The 14,439-nt window shown below is 70.1% G+C and carries 14 protein-coding genes and 1 pseudogene; 6 read left to right on the forward strand and 9 right to left on the reverse strand.

Annotation, left to right across the window (positions count from 1 at the left end; translation table 11 throughout):
* The first annotated feature begins 6 nt into the window (after positions 1-6).
* From ACVJO7_RS28860 to ACVJO7_RS28870, 3 genes are read left to right on the forward strand one after another with little or no spacing between them, the layout of a single operon-like run.
* A complete protein-coding gene (locus tag ACVJO7_RS28860) occupies positions 7-474 on the forward strand; it encodes a cytochrome c-type biogenesis protein (RefSeq protein WP_491675530.1) in 468 nt (155 codons plus the stop codon).
* Complete coding sequence (locus ACVJO7_RS28865) at positions 471-1,259, forward strand: tetratricopeptide repeat protein (RefSeq protein ID WP_491675531.1); 789 nt, start codon at positions 471-473, stop codon at positions 1,257-1,259. Before ACVJO7_RS28860 ends, ACVJO7_RS28865 begins: the two co-directional genes overlap by 4 nt.
* A complete protein-coding gene (locus ACVJO7_RS28870; protein ID WP_491675532.1) occupies positions 1,256-1,879 on the forward strand; it encodes a TlpA family protein disulfide reductase in 624 nt (207 codons plus the stop codon). Before ACVJO7_RS28865 ends, ACVJO7_RS28870 begins: the two co-directional genes overlap by 4 nt.
* Before the next feature lie 239 nt (positions 1,880-2,118).
* Here ACVJO7_RS28870 and ACVJO7_RS28875 read toward each other — a convergent pair whose 3' ends face one another.
* The 9 genes and pseudogenes from ACVJO7_RS28875 to ACVJO7_RS28915 all read right to left on the reverse strand — a co-directional run bounded on the left by ACVJO7_RS28875 (position 2,119) and on the right by ACVJO7_RS28915 (position 11,116).
* A complete protein-coding gene (locus tag ACVJO7_RS28875) occupies positions 2,119-2,631 on the reverse strand; it encodes a L,D-transpeptidase (RefSeq protein ID WP_491675533.1) in 513 nt (170 codons plus the stop codon).
* A gap of 288 nt (positions 2,632-2,919) precedes the next feature.
* On the reverse strand, positions 2,920-3,159 hold the full coding sequence (locus tag ACVJO7_RS28880; protein ID WP_491675534.1) for a hypothetical protein: 240 nt from the start codon (positions 3,157-3,159) through the stop codon (positions 2,920-2,922).
* A pseudogene (gene lnt, locus ACVJO7_RS28885) lies at positions 3,156-4,244 on the reverse strand (apolipoprotein N-acyltransferase); the annotation flags it as partial. The pseudogene lnt and the gene ACVJO7_RS28880, both read right to left, overlap by 4 nt.
* Before the next feature lie 158 nt (positions 4,245-4,402).
* A complete protein-coding gene (locus tag ACVJO7_RS28890; protein WP_491675535.1) occupies positions 4,403-5,815 on the reverse strand; it encodes an IS1380 family transposase in 1,413 nt (470 codons plus the stop codon).
* A 142-nt stretch (positions 5,816-5,957) separates the two neighbouring features.
* Positions 5,958-7,154: an IS30 family transposase gene (locus ACVJO7_RS28895; RefSeq protein ID WP_491675536.1), complete on the reverse strand. Its 1,197-nt coding sequence runs from the start codon at positions 7,152-7,154 to the stop codon at positions 5,958-5,960.
* A 9-nt stretch (positions 7,155-7,163) separates the two neighbouring features.
* On the reverse strand, positions 7,164-7,712 hold the full coding sequence (locus ACVJO7_RS28900) for a hypothetical protein (protein ID WP_491675537.1): 549 nt from the start codon (positions 7,710-7,712) through the stop codon (positions 7,164-7,166).
* Between the two features lie 3 nt (positions 7,713-7,715).
* The gene (locus tag ACVJO7_RS28905) at positions 7,716-9,959 is read right to left on the reverse strand and encodes a heavy metal translocating P-type ATPase (RefSeq protein ID WP_491675538.1); all 2,244 of its coding nucleotides are present in this window, start codon (positions 9,957-9,959) and stop codon (positions 7,716-7,718) included.
* On the reverse strand, positions 9,952-10,344 hold the full coding sequence (locus tag ACVJO7_RS28910) for an ArsR/SmtB family transcription factor (protein WP_491675539.1): 393 nt from the start codon (positions 10,342-10,344) through the stop codon (positions 9,952-9,954). Before ACVJO7_RS28910 ends, ACVJO7_RS28905 begins: the two co-directional genes overlap by 8 nt.
* Before the next feature lie 49 nt (positions 10,345-10,393).
* Positions 10,394-11,116 carry a cytochrome c biogenesis CcdA family protein gene (locus tag ACVJO7_RS28915; protein ID WP_491675540.1) on the reverse strand — a complete coding sequence of 241 codons (723 nt, stop codon included), beginning with the start codon at positions 11,114-11,116 and terminating at the stop codon, positions 10,394-10,396.
* 126 nt (positions 11,117-11,242) lie between these two features.
* On the opposite strand from ACVJO7_RS28915, the gene ACVJO7_RS28920 reads away from it, so the two are divergent.
* From ACVJO7_RS28920 to ACVJO7_RS28930, 3 genes are all read left to right on the forward strand, one after another.
* Complete coding sequence (locus ACVJO7_RS28920; RefSeq protein WP_491675541.1) at positions 11,243-12,382, forward strand: heavy metal translocating P-type ATPase; 1,140 nt, start codon at positions 11,243-11,245, stop codon at positions 12,380-12,382.
* A 56-nt stretch (positions 12,383-12,438) separates the two neighbouring features.
* Positions 12,439-13,542, forward strand: a complete 1,104-nt coding sequence (locus ACVJO7_RS28925; RefSeq protein ID WP_491675542.1) for an IS630 family transposase — start codon at positions 12,439-12,441, stop codon at positions 13,540-13,542.
* Between the two features lie 189 nt (positions 13,543-13,731).
* Positions 13,732-14,403: a hypothetical protein gene (locus ACVJO7_RS28930; protein WP_491675543.1), complete on the forward strand. Its 672-nt coding sequence runs from the start codon at positions 13,732-13,734 to the stop codon at positions 14,401-14,403.
* Positions 14,404-14,439 lie beyond the last annotated feature (36 nt).

Raw genomic sequence — 14,439 nt, forward strand, 5'->3', positions numbered from 1 at the left:
CTGTCGGTGGCGATCTGCCTCGTGGCCGCGGCCGTCACGGCGGCGGTAGTCGTCGTGCTCGCCACCGCACCGGTGCCGGAGACCGACCGCACACAGGATCTCGCCGAGCGACTCCGGTGCCCGGTCTGCACGAGCGTGTCGGTGGCCGAGTCCCCGTCGGAGTCGGCCGACGCGATGCGGGAGCTGATCGACGAGCAGGTCGCGGCCGGCAACACCGACACTGAGATCGAGGACTACTTCCGGGCCCGCTACGGCGACTGGGCCGTGATCGATCCGCCGGCGACGGGCAACACGCTGATGCTGTGGGTCCTGCCGGGGGTAGCCCTGGTGGCCGGCGCCGCGACCGTGCTCTCCCGGGTAGCGGGACGGCGCGATCCCGACCCGCCCGAGCTCTCCGGCGACGACCGGGCTCGGGTCGACGAGGCCGTGGCTCGGTACCGGCGCACCGCAACGGAGCCGGAGGACGGGGTATGAGCTTGGGGCGCGACGAGGCCGTCGACACGGCGGTGCGCGACATCGCCGAGCTCGACGCCCAGGTCGTCGCGGGGGAGATCACCCCGGCGCGGGCCGAGAGCCTCCGCCGGCGTTACGAGGCCCGTGCCGCCGCGGCACTGGCGGCGGCCGGCGACGCGCCGGCCCCACAGCCCGGGACACCTCATCGTGCACCACGGGCGTGGACGCTGGCCTACGTCCTCACCGGCGTCGTCGCGATGGTGGCCGCGGTCGTGGTCCTCCCGTCGGCGATCATCGACCGCCCCGAGGGAGGGGCGGTCACCGGGATCGAGCCCCTCCTCCCCGAGGAGGGGGCACCAGCCCCTCGCGACCCGGACGCGATCAGCGACGACGAGCTCCTGGAGCTCGTGGCGGAGAACCCCGACTCGGTCGGGATCCGGCTGGCCCTGGCCGACCGGTACGCGGCCACGGGGGAGTTCGGCGCGGCTATGCGGGTCTACATGGAGGTGGTGGGTTCGCACCCGGACGACGCCGACGCCCGCGTGGGTCTGGCCTGGTTGCTGCTGCAGATCGGCCAGGACCAGCCCGCGCTGGAGAACGCCGACCTCGCCGTCGAGCTGCAGCCCGACTCGATCGATGCCGCGTGGCTCCAGGCGAACGTCCTGATCACCGGCCCCGGCGACGTCGATCGGGGCGTCGAGGTCCTCGAGCAGCTCGCCGCCCGCCCGGACCTGCCGCCGATGGTCCGTGACGACGTCGACGACCTGCTCCGCAACGCCCGCGACCCCGACCGGGAGACCTCGTGACCGGCCCCCGCCGGAGCGGGGTGCGGATCGTCGCCCTGCTCGTCGCCCTGGCCACCATCGGGATCGCCGCGGCCTTCGGCTGGCGGCTCGTCGGGGACCCCACCGTCGTCGACAGCCCCCTGATTGGCCGGGCCGCCCCGGAAGCCGTGCTTCCCGCTCTCGAGGGTGGGGGTGAGGTCGCACTCGCCGACCTGTGCGGGGATGTGGTCGTGGTCAACTTCTGGGCCTCGTGGTGTGTCGCCTGCCGCGACGAGCACCCGGTCCTCGTCGACGCCGCGCGGAGCTACCGGGACCAGGGGGTCGTCTTCGTCGGGATCGACTACCAGGACTCGCCCCGCTCGGCGTCGGCGTTCCTCGACGAGTTCGGCCGGGGCGGCGGAAACTACCTGTACGCGCACGATCCCGACTCCCGCACCGCGCTGGACTTCGGGTTGTTCGGAGTGCCGGAGACCTTTGTCCTGGACCGCTCCGGCGTGGTCGCCGCCAAGATCACCGGCCCGGTGACCACACCGCTGCTGACCGAGGTGCTCGACACCGTCCTGGCCGGCGGCACGCCGGGGGCGGCCGCTCCGGGCGCCGTCCAGCCCGCACCGGGATCGCCGTACGTGGCGCCGGACTGAGCACCCGGCCCGCCGACCGGGTCAGGTGAACGAGATGTGGACCTGGTCCATGTGGTTGGCGGTCCCGCTCGCGCACCGCGTCGTCGACCGCCCCCACGGCGCTGCCGATGATCGCATCGACGTCGGTAGATGATCTGCGGTTCTGGGTCGGGCCGCCGGGCGGTGGCCGGGCTGCTCCGGGCGGCGAGCGGAGCGCCTCGCCCGCTCGACGACGAGGAGGGTGGTCCGACCGGCCTGTGTTAGCTGCGCGCCGGCGCCCCTCCGCGCGCCTGCTGCTCGGTCGAGGCGTTGACGACCTGGACCTTGTCGCCCACGACGAGGTCGTTGAAGAATGCCTCGGCGTCGGGGAGATCGAGCTTCACGCACCCCGCCGAGGCCCATGCCCGGTCTCCGCCGTGGAAGGCGACACCGCCGTCGGCGAAGAACACCGAGAACGGCATGGGGGCCGGGTTGCCGTCGGGGCCGTTGAACTCGCCGCTGACGTGGTCCTTGTTCTTGCGGTACAACCGGAAGGAGTGGCCCAGGGGGGTCTCCTTGCCCGCGCCACCGGAGGCGACGGGGACTGGCCCCCGAGTGACCTTGCCGTCACGGATCAGCCATGCCCGTTGTGTCTCGAGGTCGACACACGCCCGTGCGGAGACCGAGCAGGGAGTGCCAGGAGCGACCGCTTCGGCATGCGCCTGGGTCGCGACCGAGTTGGTCTCGGCGCTGGCGATCGCGGTCCCCGCGAAACCGACGCCGGCCACGGCCACCAAGCCCACCACCGCGAGTCGGGCACGCTGCGACCGCCGACTTCGACGAGTGTCTTGTGTCGTCCTGTGGCGCATACCGCTCCTCATCGATTCGTGTCACGCACTGCTATGTGTAACGACGTTCGGCGCTCTCCCTAACGTCAGACGCCGAAGGCGAGCTCGGCGTTGTCACACTGGGGCGTTACATCGTCACGTCGTGTGCGCACGCTCGGTAGTGTTCGCCCGAAGTGCGTCGGCGCCCGTCCTCATCCGGGACGGTGCCCGTCGATCTCGATGCGCGCAGCGCTATCACTGCCAGAAGGATCGCTCCGCTGACGATGCCCGGATCGGCGATGTTGAAGACGGGAAGATGCTGCCGTCCGGGGAGAAGACGGCCAGCATGTCGACCACGTCGAGTGTGGCGACCGCAGTGATCTTGGTGATCACGTCGAGGCCAGCACGGCCGTGGCGATCCCGGCGAGGAAGCAGCACCGACCTGGGTCGGAGGACAGATGCCGGCGTCGCGCCCGTCGGCGTGTCGGTCGTCATGGACTCCTCGTTCTGTGCTGGGCTGCAATGAGTGGGGGCTCGCGATCTCGGTCGGCGATCCGGCGCCGGAGCGCCACGAGCACGGTTGCGGCCCCGAGGAGAGCGAGTCCGCCCTCCGTCCAGCCGCCCCACCGGGTCGCAACTGTCGCGTCGGTGCGGAGCGGAAGCTGCTCGACGAGGCTCGTCGTCGTGTACATGTCGGACGTGGTGATCAGCGAACCGTCCGGCCGGACGAGCGCACTGACGCCGCTCAGGGCTGCCACGGCGGTGGCCCGGCCGTGCTCGACTGCCCGCAGACGGGCCATCGCGAGGTGTTGGTAGGTCATCTCTCCGCGCCCGTACCAGGCGTTGTTGGTGGGAATCACGATCAGCCGGCCGCCACCGGCCACGCCCTCGCGCACGACCCAGTCGTATGCGGCCTCGTAGCAGATGCCGACTGCCACGCGTGTTCCTGCGATGTCGAGCACGGCTGGTTCGGTGCCCGGGGTCAGGTCGGCCAGTGCGGTGAAGGGGGTCAGATACTCCGAGAGCGGTCGTAAGGGAACCCGTTCTCCGAACGGAACGAGCTCCTGTTTGGCGTAGTGGTCGCCGGGGCCGCTCTCCGGGTTCCAGGTGACGATCGCGTTCTCGGTCTCTGTGCCGTCCGTGAGGTACGCCCCGATGAGGAACGGTGCGTCCACGGCGTCGACCGCGCGCGCCACCTCCTCGTCGGTGCCGGTGATCGAGGTCGAACTCTCCGGCCAGACGACGAGGTCCGGTCTGGGCACCTCACCGTCCCGGACCCGGTCCGCCATGGCCTCGGTCTCGGCCAGATGGTTGCGGCGAAGGGTCGGTCCGGCGTCGAACAGTCCCAGCCCGATCTCGGGGGCGTTTCCCTGGATGACGGCTACGGTCAGGTTGTCGTCGGGTGGAGTGACCGGTGACGGCGGCCACGAGGTCGTCGCCAGGAGCAGGACCACGACCGCCACCGCGGTGGGAAGGTTCTGCGGGCGGCCGCGAAGTGCGGCCAACAGCGCTCCGGCGGAGAACCCGGCCGCCACGACCGCGAGCGAGACCAGCGGGGCTCCGCCGATCGCCGCGAGCGTGAGGAACGGGGGCGGATTCTAGCCCCGGTGATTCACGTCGGTGCTGGTTGATCTTGGTCCTGGCCGGTTCGAACGTTCGTGGTGTGTGGGCATGCGGGATCCTCCGGCCTGCTGTTCTGCCGGGTGCTCCGTCCTGGTCGTCGCTGTGTGGGGTCGGGTCAGCCTGCTGGGACAGGCAGGGCGTGGAGCCGGCCGAACGCGGCCGCGAGCTCCTCGGCCCAGGGCCAGCTGCGCTGGATCCGGACACGGACCCGACGGCCACCCCGAGCAAGGCGGGCGGCGACGTGCAGCAGCCGGTAGCGCAGGGTCTTCGGTTCGGCCTTGGCCAGCTCGCCGTCGAGGAGCAGCTGCTGGGTGGAGGTGAGTAGGTCGACCGCGAGCATGGTGACGGTCAGCCACGCTTGGTTGATCGCGAAGTCGCGGGAGGGGAAGTGGCCCAGACCGGTGTCTTTGCCGGTGCGGATGCGGTCCTCGACTCGGGCGTGCGCGCGGTGGCGGGCGTCGAGGAAGGCCAGTTGCCCGGCGCGGGTGTCGGTGGCGAAGCAGGTGTAGCGCCACCCGTCCTGTTCTTCCATAAGGTCGAGCTGGGCGCCGGGGTGCGGGCGTTCGCGGCGCACGATTACCCGTGTCCCGTCCGGGTAGCTGGCCAATGCGGTGGCGGGTAGCAGCCCGGTGATCTCCGCGACCGCGGCACTGTCGCGGGGTTCGCCGTGGGTGTCGATCGCACCCGTCCAGATGCGTTTGCCCAGGGCGGTGATCGCGGCGCGTTCCCGGTCGGTGATCGACCAGCCGACGGAGAACTCGCAGGACACGCCCTGCTCACGCAGACCACGCAGGTGCGTCAGGAACGCACGCGTGCAACCGGCGGTGTCGGCCCGGATCAGGATCGGGTGCCCATGCCGGTAGCTGTCGGGGACCTGGGCGAGCGCGTCGTCGAGGACGGTGATGTGGTCGGCGGCGGTGTTCGCCCCGGCGTTGCCGCGGCGCAGCCGGCCGGCGAGGAACTCGCCGGTGTTGTCGCAGAACGCGAGCATGGGGTGGTAGCCGAACGAGCCCTTGAATGTGGGTGCGGCCTGCTCCTTCTCCGAATGCGCGATCACGATCGTCGCGTCCAGATCGATCACCAGTGTCTCGCCGAGGTCGCGGCCGGCGACCCGTGATGCCGGGAACGCGTGCCCGTGGGTCTCGGAATGCTGGGCCCACACCACCTCACGCGCCCGGGCCCGGGCTGCGGCTACTGAGGCCAGGAGCCGTTCGTCGAGGCGGTCGAGTAGCCGCCAGCAGGTCGAGTCCGATGCCACAGCACCGAACACCGCAGGCTGATCAGCCAGGACTGCAACGTCGGAGATCGTGGAAGCACCGTCGGCCACAGCGACGGCCATGTCGACCAGGACCCGACCGGGGTCGTGGCGGGTCCGCGGTCGGCGCAGCCCGCTCAGCACCTGCGCCAGCTCTGCGGGCAGCGTGGTCCGGTCGGCGACATCGGCCAGCAACCGGGACCCGATATGGGAGACCACCCCGTCTCCGTCGGCGGTGACGATGATCTTCGGACGTGTGGTTGTAGCCTGCACCTGGAAAGTGCCCCCTCGACCCGGCGGACGTAGCCCTCAGCAAGCTCTGTCCTACCCGGTCACGGGGCACTTTCTGCGTTCGGGTCCCTGATCAACCTTCAAGATCATGAAGAACCAGGGTCAAGATCATGAAGAACCAGGGCTAGTGATCGTTGCGAATGGTATCGGTGACCGCTCGTCGTTTCCAGCGGTCGATTTCTTGGGCAGGAGTGCGATCGTTCAAGCAGAGTCTGGGGCGATCATTGAGTTCTGCAGCGATCGCCTGCAGTTCTCGTTCTGTGGCCTTCCCAATGTCTGTCCCCTTCGGCAGGTACTGCCGAAGAAGTCCGTTCGTGTTCTCGTTCGTTCCTCGTTGCCAGGGTGAATGCGGGTCGGCGAAGTATATCTTCAGCCCGGTGTTGGATTCAACCTTGGTGTGCTGGAACATCTCGTTTCCCTGGTCCCAGGTCAACGTGCGACGCAGCCCCGCAGGAAGTGCCCGGAAAGTGTCGATGAGGCCGTTGGCGACAGCGGTCGCTGAATGGCCGAGTGGGAGAGCGACCAGGATCGTGAACCGGGTCTTCCGCTCGACTAGTGTGGCGACGGCGGTGCCTCGGGCAGACCCGTGGATCAGGTCGCCCTCCCAGTGGCCGATCTCGCGGCGGGAGTCGACACCAGCAGGACGGTCGTGGATCGATCGCATCGTCGTGCACTGCTTGAGTGCGCCGTCACGGGAGCGGCCGCGACCACGGCGTCGTCGGTAGGTCCGGCCCGTGCGCAGTAGCGGTGAACGCCGCTGGGTGATGGGACGGATGTGCCCGCCATACACCGCGTCGTAGATTGTCTCCGTACAGACGTGCCAGGCCGGACGGCCCGGGTAGCGGCGTCGCAGCCACCGGCTGATCTGGGCCGGCGACCACCGCTGGTCGAGCTTCGCCGCGACAGCATCGCGTAACGCGCCGTCGGTGGCGAGGCGACGCTGCTTCGGGCGCTTCCGTCGCAGATATGCCTGATTGTGCGCGTACCACGGCTGATAGGTGCCATCCTCCTTGCGGTTCTTCGCGATCTCTCGATACACGGACTGGTAGCTCTTCCCGGTCCGGCGGGCGATCCTCTTTACCGATTCCCCGGCTGTCAACCCTTCGGCGATCTCGATCCGGTCGTCCTGGTTCAGGTAACGACGACTGATTGGTCGGTCAATAAGGTGCACACGGCCAGCTTCGACGAACCAGACCGAGCCGCAGCTCAGCGACACGCCGACCTCTCGTGCTGCGACCGAGCCCCGGACCCCGGACCGGATCAGTTCGAAATAGCGGCGCTTGACCTCGACTGACATCTTGTTCGAGACGTATCTCGGCATACGAATCCTTCATCGTCGGGATTCGCAACGACTACTGGACTCCGCCGGGCCTTCGACCTGTCCGAATGCCACCCGCCCCCACGGGAAGCCGTTCAGCGGGATTCGACTCTGCAGCCACTCCTGTCCGACGAAGATCACAGCGCCCCACACGGGGGCGCCGCGGTAGCCGTGAGCCAGTGGGATGCAGGCGCAGCCGAGCGCGGTGAACAGGGCCATCAGCAGGGACAGGCCGACCCACGGGAACGGTCCGTAGTCCGAGCCGAGGAAGTCGTCGAGCCATACAAGGTGCGAGAGATAGAAGGCAGATCCGAACGCGAAGCCGACCGCAGCGGCTGCGCGGACGCGGATCTCCCCGAGGGCCTGCCACAGCAGCGCGAAGGCGACGACGGCCGTCCACCATGTCAGGTGTGGCGGGAACGCCAGGTGCAGCAGGCCGCCGGCCACGACCGCCACGGCGATCCGCACCGTGGTTCGTCCAGCGGCCCGCGCCCGGGACCCGGCCGGCCCGCCGAGGGTCCTGCTCGGTCCGGACGCCGCATTACGGGTGTCGTCGGTCATTGCTCACTTGAAGGAGGACCAGTTCTGTGTGATACCGCGATCGGCGGGTGCCGGTGGCCGGAGGCGTCGCCGACGGGTGCGCGCCGTCGCCGTCCCGGAGGTTTCCGAGGCCGGTGCAGGACCGTCGCAGCAGTCGCATCCGCTTCCGCAGCCGTCGCCCGATCCGGCCTGGTCCGTGCCGGCCCGCTCGCGGGCGACGGTGATCCCGGGTGCCGCCGTGTCCGGAGGCGGGGCGCAGCATGCGTCCTCGGATTCCGCAACCGCCTCGACGGTCACGTGATACGGACCGTCGGAGACGGGAGCCACCGTCAGGCCAGGGAGGGTCTTCATGCGGGCCGCGCGGACCGCGTTGAGGATGACCAGGACCTCGGCGACCTCGTGGACCACGACGACCACCGCGAGCCCGAGCACGCCGAAGGCGGCGAGTGGGATGAGCGCGCCGATGATCAGTAGCGAGAAGCCGACGTTCTGCAGCATGAGCCGCCACGCCCGCCGGGCGTGAGCGAGGTTCTGCGGTAGATGGCGCAGGTCCTCGCCCATGAGGGCGACATCGGCGGTCTCGATCGCGACGTCGGTACCCATCGCGCCCATGGCGATGCCGACGTCGGCGGTGGCCAGGGCGGGGGCGTCGTTGACGCCGTCGCCGACCATGGCGACCCGGCGGCCTCTCGAGATTTGCGGCAGCAGCGCCGCCTTGTCCTCGGGCTTGAGCTCGGCGTGCACGGTGTCGATGCCGGCCTGCTGTCCGAGAGTCCGTCCGGTTCGCTCGTTGTCGCCGGTCAGCATCGTGACCGTGATTCCCAGGTCACGGATCCGCCGGACCGCCTCGGGGGCCTCCGGGCGGAGCTCGTCGCGCACGGCGACCGCGCCCAGCAGCGCATCGTCGCGATCGAGGAGCACGACCGTGGCTCCCTGCTCCTGCAGCCGTGCCACGTCCCCGGCCAGCGGGCCGGCGCTGACCCAGCCGGGCTTGCCGAGCCGGAGGTCGACGCCGCCGCTGGTCCCGGTCAGGCCGTGCCCGAGGACTGCGGTGACGTCGTCAGCGGGCACGACGGTGATCCCCCGCGACGGTTCCTCGGCTGCGGCGAGGATCGCCCGGGCGAGCGGGTGCTCGCTGCGCGACTCCAGCGCCGCGGCGGTCGCCAGGACCTCGGTGCGGTCGTGGCCCGGTGCCGCGAGCACGTCGACGACCTCGGGCTTGTTGCGGGTCAGGGTCCCGGTCTTGTCCAGCGCGATGGCTCGGATCCGGCCGAGCTCTTCGAGGGCGGCACCGCCCTTGACCAGCGCGCCGTGCCGGCTGGAGGCGCCGATGGCAGCCACCACCGTCATCGGGACCGAGATAGCCAGCGCGCAGGGTGAGGCCGCGACCAGCACCACCAGCGCTCGTTCGATCCACACCGCCGGGTCGCCGAGCAGCGATCCGATCCCGGCGATGAGTGCGGCCAGCACCATGATCCCGGGGACCAGGGGCTTGGCGATCGTGTCCGCGAGGCGCTGGCCGGAGCCCTTGCGCTCCTGAGCCTCCTCGACGATGTGCACGATCCGCGCCAGCGAGCTGTCCGAGGCCAGGGCGGTGACCTCGACCTCGATCGCGCCGCCGCCGTTGATCGTGCCGGCGAACAGCTCGTCGCCCGGGCCCGCCTCGGCCGGGACCGACTCCCCGGTGATCGCGGAGGTGTCCAGGCTCGTCCGGCCGGTTTGGATGGTCCCGTCGGTCGCGGCTCGCTCGCCGGGACGCAGGATCAGCAAGTCGCCGACGACGAGCTCGTCGGGCGAGACTGTGACCTCGCGGCCGTCGCGCAACACTGAGGCGGTCGGCGGGACCAGGCCGAGCAGCGCGCGCAGGCTGCGGCGCGTTTTGGTGACGGCGTAGTGCTCGAGTCCTTCAGCGATCGAGAAGAGGATCGCGAGCAGTGCCGCCTCGGTGATCTGTCCCAGGGCGATCGCGCCGATCGCAGCGATCGTCATGAGCGTTCCGACGCCGATCCGACCGTGGCGCAGGTTGCGCAGCGTGCCCGGCACAAACGTCGACGCCGCGAGGACGGCTGCCACGAACTCGACGCCGAGGACCAGCTGCCATGGCCCGCCGGCTAGCGAATCGATCGACCATGCGACGGCGAGCAGGACCGCCGCCAGGGCGGCGAGCTGCAGCTCGCGCAGGTACCAGATCCGGACCGGGCCCTCGTCGGCCCCGGCCGGGCCGTGTTTCTCCTGAGTCTCCTCCGGGCCGCAGTACAGGTCAGACACGGGGCGCCTCCTGCTCGGCGTCGTCGAGGTCGTCATCGTGGGGGAGTAGTACCGGCAACAATGCCCGGCCCCGCTCGGAGAGCTGGTACATCACCATCCGGCCGTCCCGGCGGGACACGACGAGGCCCGCGGCGCGCAGCTGCCGGAGGTGGTGCGAGACCAGCGCCTCCGACGCGCCGACCACCCAGGCCGTGTCGCAGACGCACAGTTCGTCCCCGCCAAGCAGCGCCGTCGCGATCCGCAGCCGGGTCGGGTCGCCGAGCGCGCGCGCATGCCCGGAGGCCTCGTCGAGGTGCCGCAGGTCCGGCAGCGTCGCCCGGATCCGCTCGGCGTACGGCAGATCCAGGCAGAGCAGGTCGCACTCATCCGTTGCCACGAGAACCATACTAACGTTCATTCGTATGTTTGGTCGACCGTGTCGGAGGAGTGCGCGCTCAGATGGGCGGCCAGCCGAGTCGGGCATACGCGGCGAGCGCACCGGCCATGAGGGAGGTCCAGGCGCCACTGATCATGAGAACGCCGGTGGCCGTCAGGACGAGGCCGCCCACGATCTCGATCCGCTGGCTGTTGCGACGCAGCCAACCGAGCCGTTCGCGCCCGCTGTGTACCGCTCGCGCCAGCAGCAGGAACGGCACACCGAGGCCGAGGGTGTACCCGCTGAGCAGCACGACTCCGGCGCCGAGCTCGCCGGACGAGGCGGCGATGGTGAGGATCGTGGCCAGGACCGGTCCGACGCAGGGCGTCCAGCCGAACGCGAACGCCGCGCCGAGCCCGAACGAGCTCACCGGGCCGTCGCCGAAGCGGCGTAGGCCGGGCCGGAACTCCCGGTCGAGAACCGGCACCCGCAGAAGGCCGGTCATGGCCAGTCCGAGAACGACGACAAGCACGCCCCCGATGCGGGTGACGGTGTCGAGATGCTGACGCAGCAGGAAACCGACCGTGGACGCCGTCAGCCCCATCGTCACGAACACGGCCGCGAAGCCGGTGACGAACAGGATCGCGCCCAGGCCGGGACGGCGGGATGCCGCCTGCGAACGACGCTCCTCCAGCCGGGACACGTACGAGACGTAGCCGGGCAGGAGCGGCAGGACGCACGGCGAGCTGAACGAGACGACTCCGGCGACGATCGCCAGGGCAACGAGTCCGAACAGCTCCATGGGATGTCCTTCGTCGCGAGGTGGGGACGGCGGCGAGTCTGCGGGCGGGCAGGCAGGCGACCGGTGCAGTCGCCGAGCCCTGCAGTTGTACTCTACGAACCGTAGAACGTCGGAGGTGAGGGGTTGATGACCCGGTCAGCGGACGCTCCCGCGGCACCGGACACCGTCGTGTACGACCTGGCCGTGGGCGGGATGACGTGCGCGGCGTGCGTGGGTCGTGTCGAGCGCAAGCTCGGTCGGATCGACGGCGTGCGTGCCGCCGTGAATCTGGCGACCGAGCGGGCCCGGGTGGAAGCCCCGGCCGAGCTGGAGCCGCAGGTACTCCTCGACGCCGTCGAGCGGGCCGGGTACTCGGCGCGGTTGCTGTCTGACACCGGGGAGACGAGCGCGGACACCGGGGAGCTGCGGCTGCGTGACCTGCGCCGGCGCCTGGCAGTGGCCGCGGTCCTGGCGATGCCGCTGGCCGATCTGTCCCTTGCTCTGTCGCTGTTCCCGGAACTTCGCTTCCCGGGCTGGGAGTGGGTCTTCCTCGGGTTGGCCCTGCCCATGGTGTTGTGGTGTGCCTGGCCGTTCCACCGGGGTGCGTGGACTGCGCTGCGTCACGGCGGCGCGACGATGGACACGCTGGTCTCGGTCGGGACCCTGGCCGCCACCGTCTGGTCGATCTGGATCATGCTGCGCGGCGGTGCGGCACAGCCGGGCTTCGGGACCGGGTGGGCCGCATTGACCCGCACCGACGATGTGCTCTACCTCGACGTCGCCGCCGTCGTCATCACCTTCGTGCTGGCCGGGCGCTACTTCGAGGCCCGCGCCAAGCGGTCCGCAGGTGGGGCGCTGCGGGCACTTCTGGACTGGGGGGCCCGGGATGTCGAGGTACTCGTCGAGGGCACCCCGATCCGCAGGCCGGTGGACGATCTGCAGGTGGGGGACCGGTTCACCGCCCGTCCAGGTGAGAAGATCGCCACCGATGCGACCGTCGTGCAGGGCCGGTCCGCGCTCGACACCAGCGTCGTGACCGGGGAGTCGGTGCCGCGCGAGGTTGCCGCCGGCGACGCCGTCGTCGGCGGCACGGTCAACACCGCTGGATTCCTCGTCCTGTCCGCGACCCGTGTGGGAGCCGAGACGCGGATGGCGCGGATGGCGCAGCTTGTCGAGCAGGCCCAGGAGGGCAAGGCAGGTGCGCAGCGGCTCGCCGACCGGATCTCCGCGGTGTTCGTCCCAGCCGTGCTGGTACTAGTGCCTCGTCAGGAAACGTTGGGGGCGTAACCGGCCAGCTTGATCGACTGGGCCGGCGAGCGCGAGGCTGTCGCTGGAGGTGGGCGATGGCTCGACAGCCTGAGGTGTTCGTCCGGGAGTTGGACCCGGCCGACGCGGAGCGTCTGGTGAAGATCACCAGGACTGCGCGGGACCGGGTCCGACTGCGCCGGGCGGGGATCGTGCTGGCCTCGGTGCAGGGCCGCAGCGCCACCGAGGCGGCGGCGATGTTCGCCGCCACGGCCCAGTACGCGCGGGAGGTGATCCACGCGTTCAACGAGAAGGGGTTCGCCGGGCTGGACCCAAAATGGAGCGGGGGCCGACCCCGTAGGTTCGGCCCCGATGCCCGCGAGCTGATCTGCCGGGTCGCCCGCACCCCGCCGCAGGACCTCAAGTTGCCGTTCACCACGTGGAGCCTGACCAAGCTGGTCGCCCACCTGCGCGAGCGGCATCGGATCGTGGGGAGCACCGAGACCGTGCGTCAGGTCCTGCGCGATGCCGGTGTGCGCTGGCAGGCCACCAAGACCTGGAAGACCAGTCGGGACCCGGAGTTCACCGTGAAGATGAACCGGATCCTGGAGCTCTATGACCAGGCCGCAGCCGGGCAGATCCCCGACGGTGGGCGCGTTATCTGCGTCGATGAGTTCGGGCCGCTGAACCTGCAGCCCCGACCAGGGCGGGGATGGTTCCCCAGCGGGCGACCAGCGCGGCTGCGCGCGACCTACAACCGCGTCGGCGGGGTGCGGCACATGTTCGGGGCACTGGACCTGGCCTCGGGCCAGATGTTCTACCGGTTCCGGGACCCGAAGCGCTGGCAGGAGTTCCTCGCCTTCCTCAAGCAGCTGCGTGCCCGGTTCCCGACCGGACGGCTGCATGTCGTGTGCGACAACTTCTCCCCGCACCGCAAGGCTCAGGTCGCCGACTGGTGCGCCGGCCACGACGTCGAGTTGGTGTTCACCCCGACCAACGCCTCGTGGTTGAACTGGATCGAGTGCGAGTTCACGGCGCTGCGCTACTTCACCCTCGACGGCAGCGACTACCCCTCCCACACCGCCCAAGAAGCCTCGATCGCCGGCTACATCCGGTGGGCCAACAGACACGCGACCCCGAAACGGCACTTCGCCCCCGAGTCCAAGATCCGCAGACCGGATTACCTACCGAACGTTGCCTGACGAGGCACTAGGTACAGCTCGGCCGGACGGCCACGACCCACCACTCCCCCACCACGGGCCACGCCGCAACGGTCGCCGGCATCGGCAGCCACGAGGCCGTCGCCGGCCCTCTCCACCTTCGTCCGCTGCTGCCCATCCTGCTCAGATCAGGCGGCCGCTCGCGGGCATCGACAATCAGGAGCAGCACTCATGCACGACGACTCTGGCCGCTTCCACTGGATACGAGACACCGTGCTCACGGCCCTGCAGAGCGATTCACTGCTGAACGGGCAAGGTCGTCAGCAGGTTCTCAGCCGGGCAGGTCGCACATCGACGCCCCAGACGACGTCACTGCTGGTGACCTGGACCGGTGCTCCCGGCTTCAGCCCCGACATGCTTATCGACCGGTTCCTCCTCAGCCTCCACGACACCGGCATGCCAACCGGCTCCCCCGGGTCTCGACACGTCCTCGACCACGCCACCGCCGTCCTCCGCGGCGCGCTCACCGCGGACAACGGCATCACGTTCTCCGTGGTACGCACGGGCCGCTGGCAGGAGCAATCCGCCGTCGTCGAGCACGGCCTCGAGCTCGTCGCGTTCGAAGCTCGAGTGCCCCGCACGGAACTCGACTACCGGCCACCAGCCGGGAGAGCCGTCCCTGCTACGCCAGGCCCGACCGCCGGTGCTGGAACCGATCCGGCCCATCTCGGCTTGGCCGACCGGTCTGCGCTGGTCAGGGACGAAGTCTCGCAACGCGAATCCGTCGCGCCGCCGGTGTCGAGCAGCAAAAGTGGACGACTGGGGTCTGAGCATCGCGCGGCGGGCCTGCTGCGCCAGCGTACCGGTTATACCAACGCGGCCGATCCGCGAGGTGCATCGTGACCGAAACACAGCGACTCCCGGCCATGTGCGGAGAGG

The sequence above is a fragment of the Pseudonocardia sp. DxW genome (assembly GCF_058448985.1).

Coding starts and splice junctions, on each gene's coding strand:
- ACVJO7_RS28930 (WP_491675543.1), top strand. CDS start 13,732: ATGCACGACGACTCTGGCCGCTTCCACTGGATACGAGACACCGTGCTC.
- ACVJO7_RS28900 (WP_491675537.1), bottom strand. CDS start 7,712: ATGACCGACGACACCCGTAATGCGGCGTCCGGACCGAGCAGGACCCTC.
- ACVJO7_RS28910 (WP_491675539.1), bottom strand. CDS start 10,344: ATGGTTCTCGTGGCAACGGATGAGTGCGACCTGCTCTGCCTGGATCTG.
- ACVJO7_RS28880 (WP_491675534.1), bottom strand. CDS start 3,159: ATGACGACCGACACGCCGACGGGCGCGACGCCGGCATCTGTCCTCCGA.
- ACVJO7_RS28865 (WP_491675531.1), top strand. CDS start 471: ATGAGCTTGGGGCGCGACGAGGCCGTCGACACGGCGGTGCGCGACATC.
- ACVJO7_RS28925 (WP_491675542.1), top strand. CDS start 12,439: ATGGCTCGACAGCCTGAGGTGTTCGTCCGGGAGTTGGACCCGGCCGAC.
- ACVJO7_RS28920 (WP_491675541.1), top strand. CDS start 11,243: ATGACCCGGTCAGCGGACGCTCCCGCGGCACCGGACACCGTCGTGTAC.
- ACVJO7_RS28895 (WP_491675536.1), bottom strand. CDS start 7,154: ATGCCGAGATACGTCTCGAACAAGATGTCAGTCGAGGTCAAGCGCCGC.
- ACVJO7_RS28915 (WP_491675540.1), bottom strand. CDS start 11,116: ATGGAGCTGTTCGGACTCGTTGCCCTGGCGATCGTCGCCGGAGTCGTC.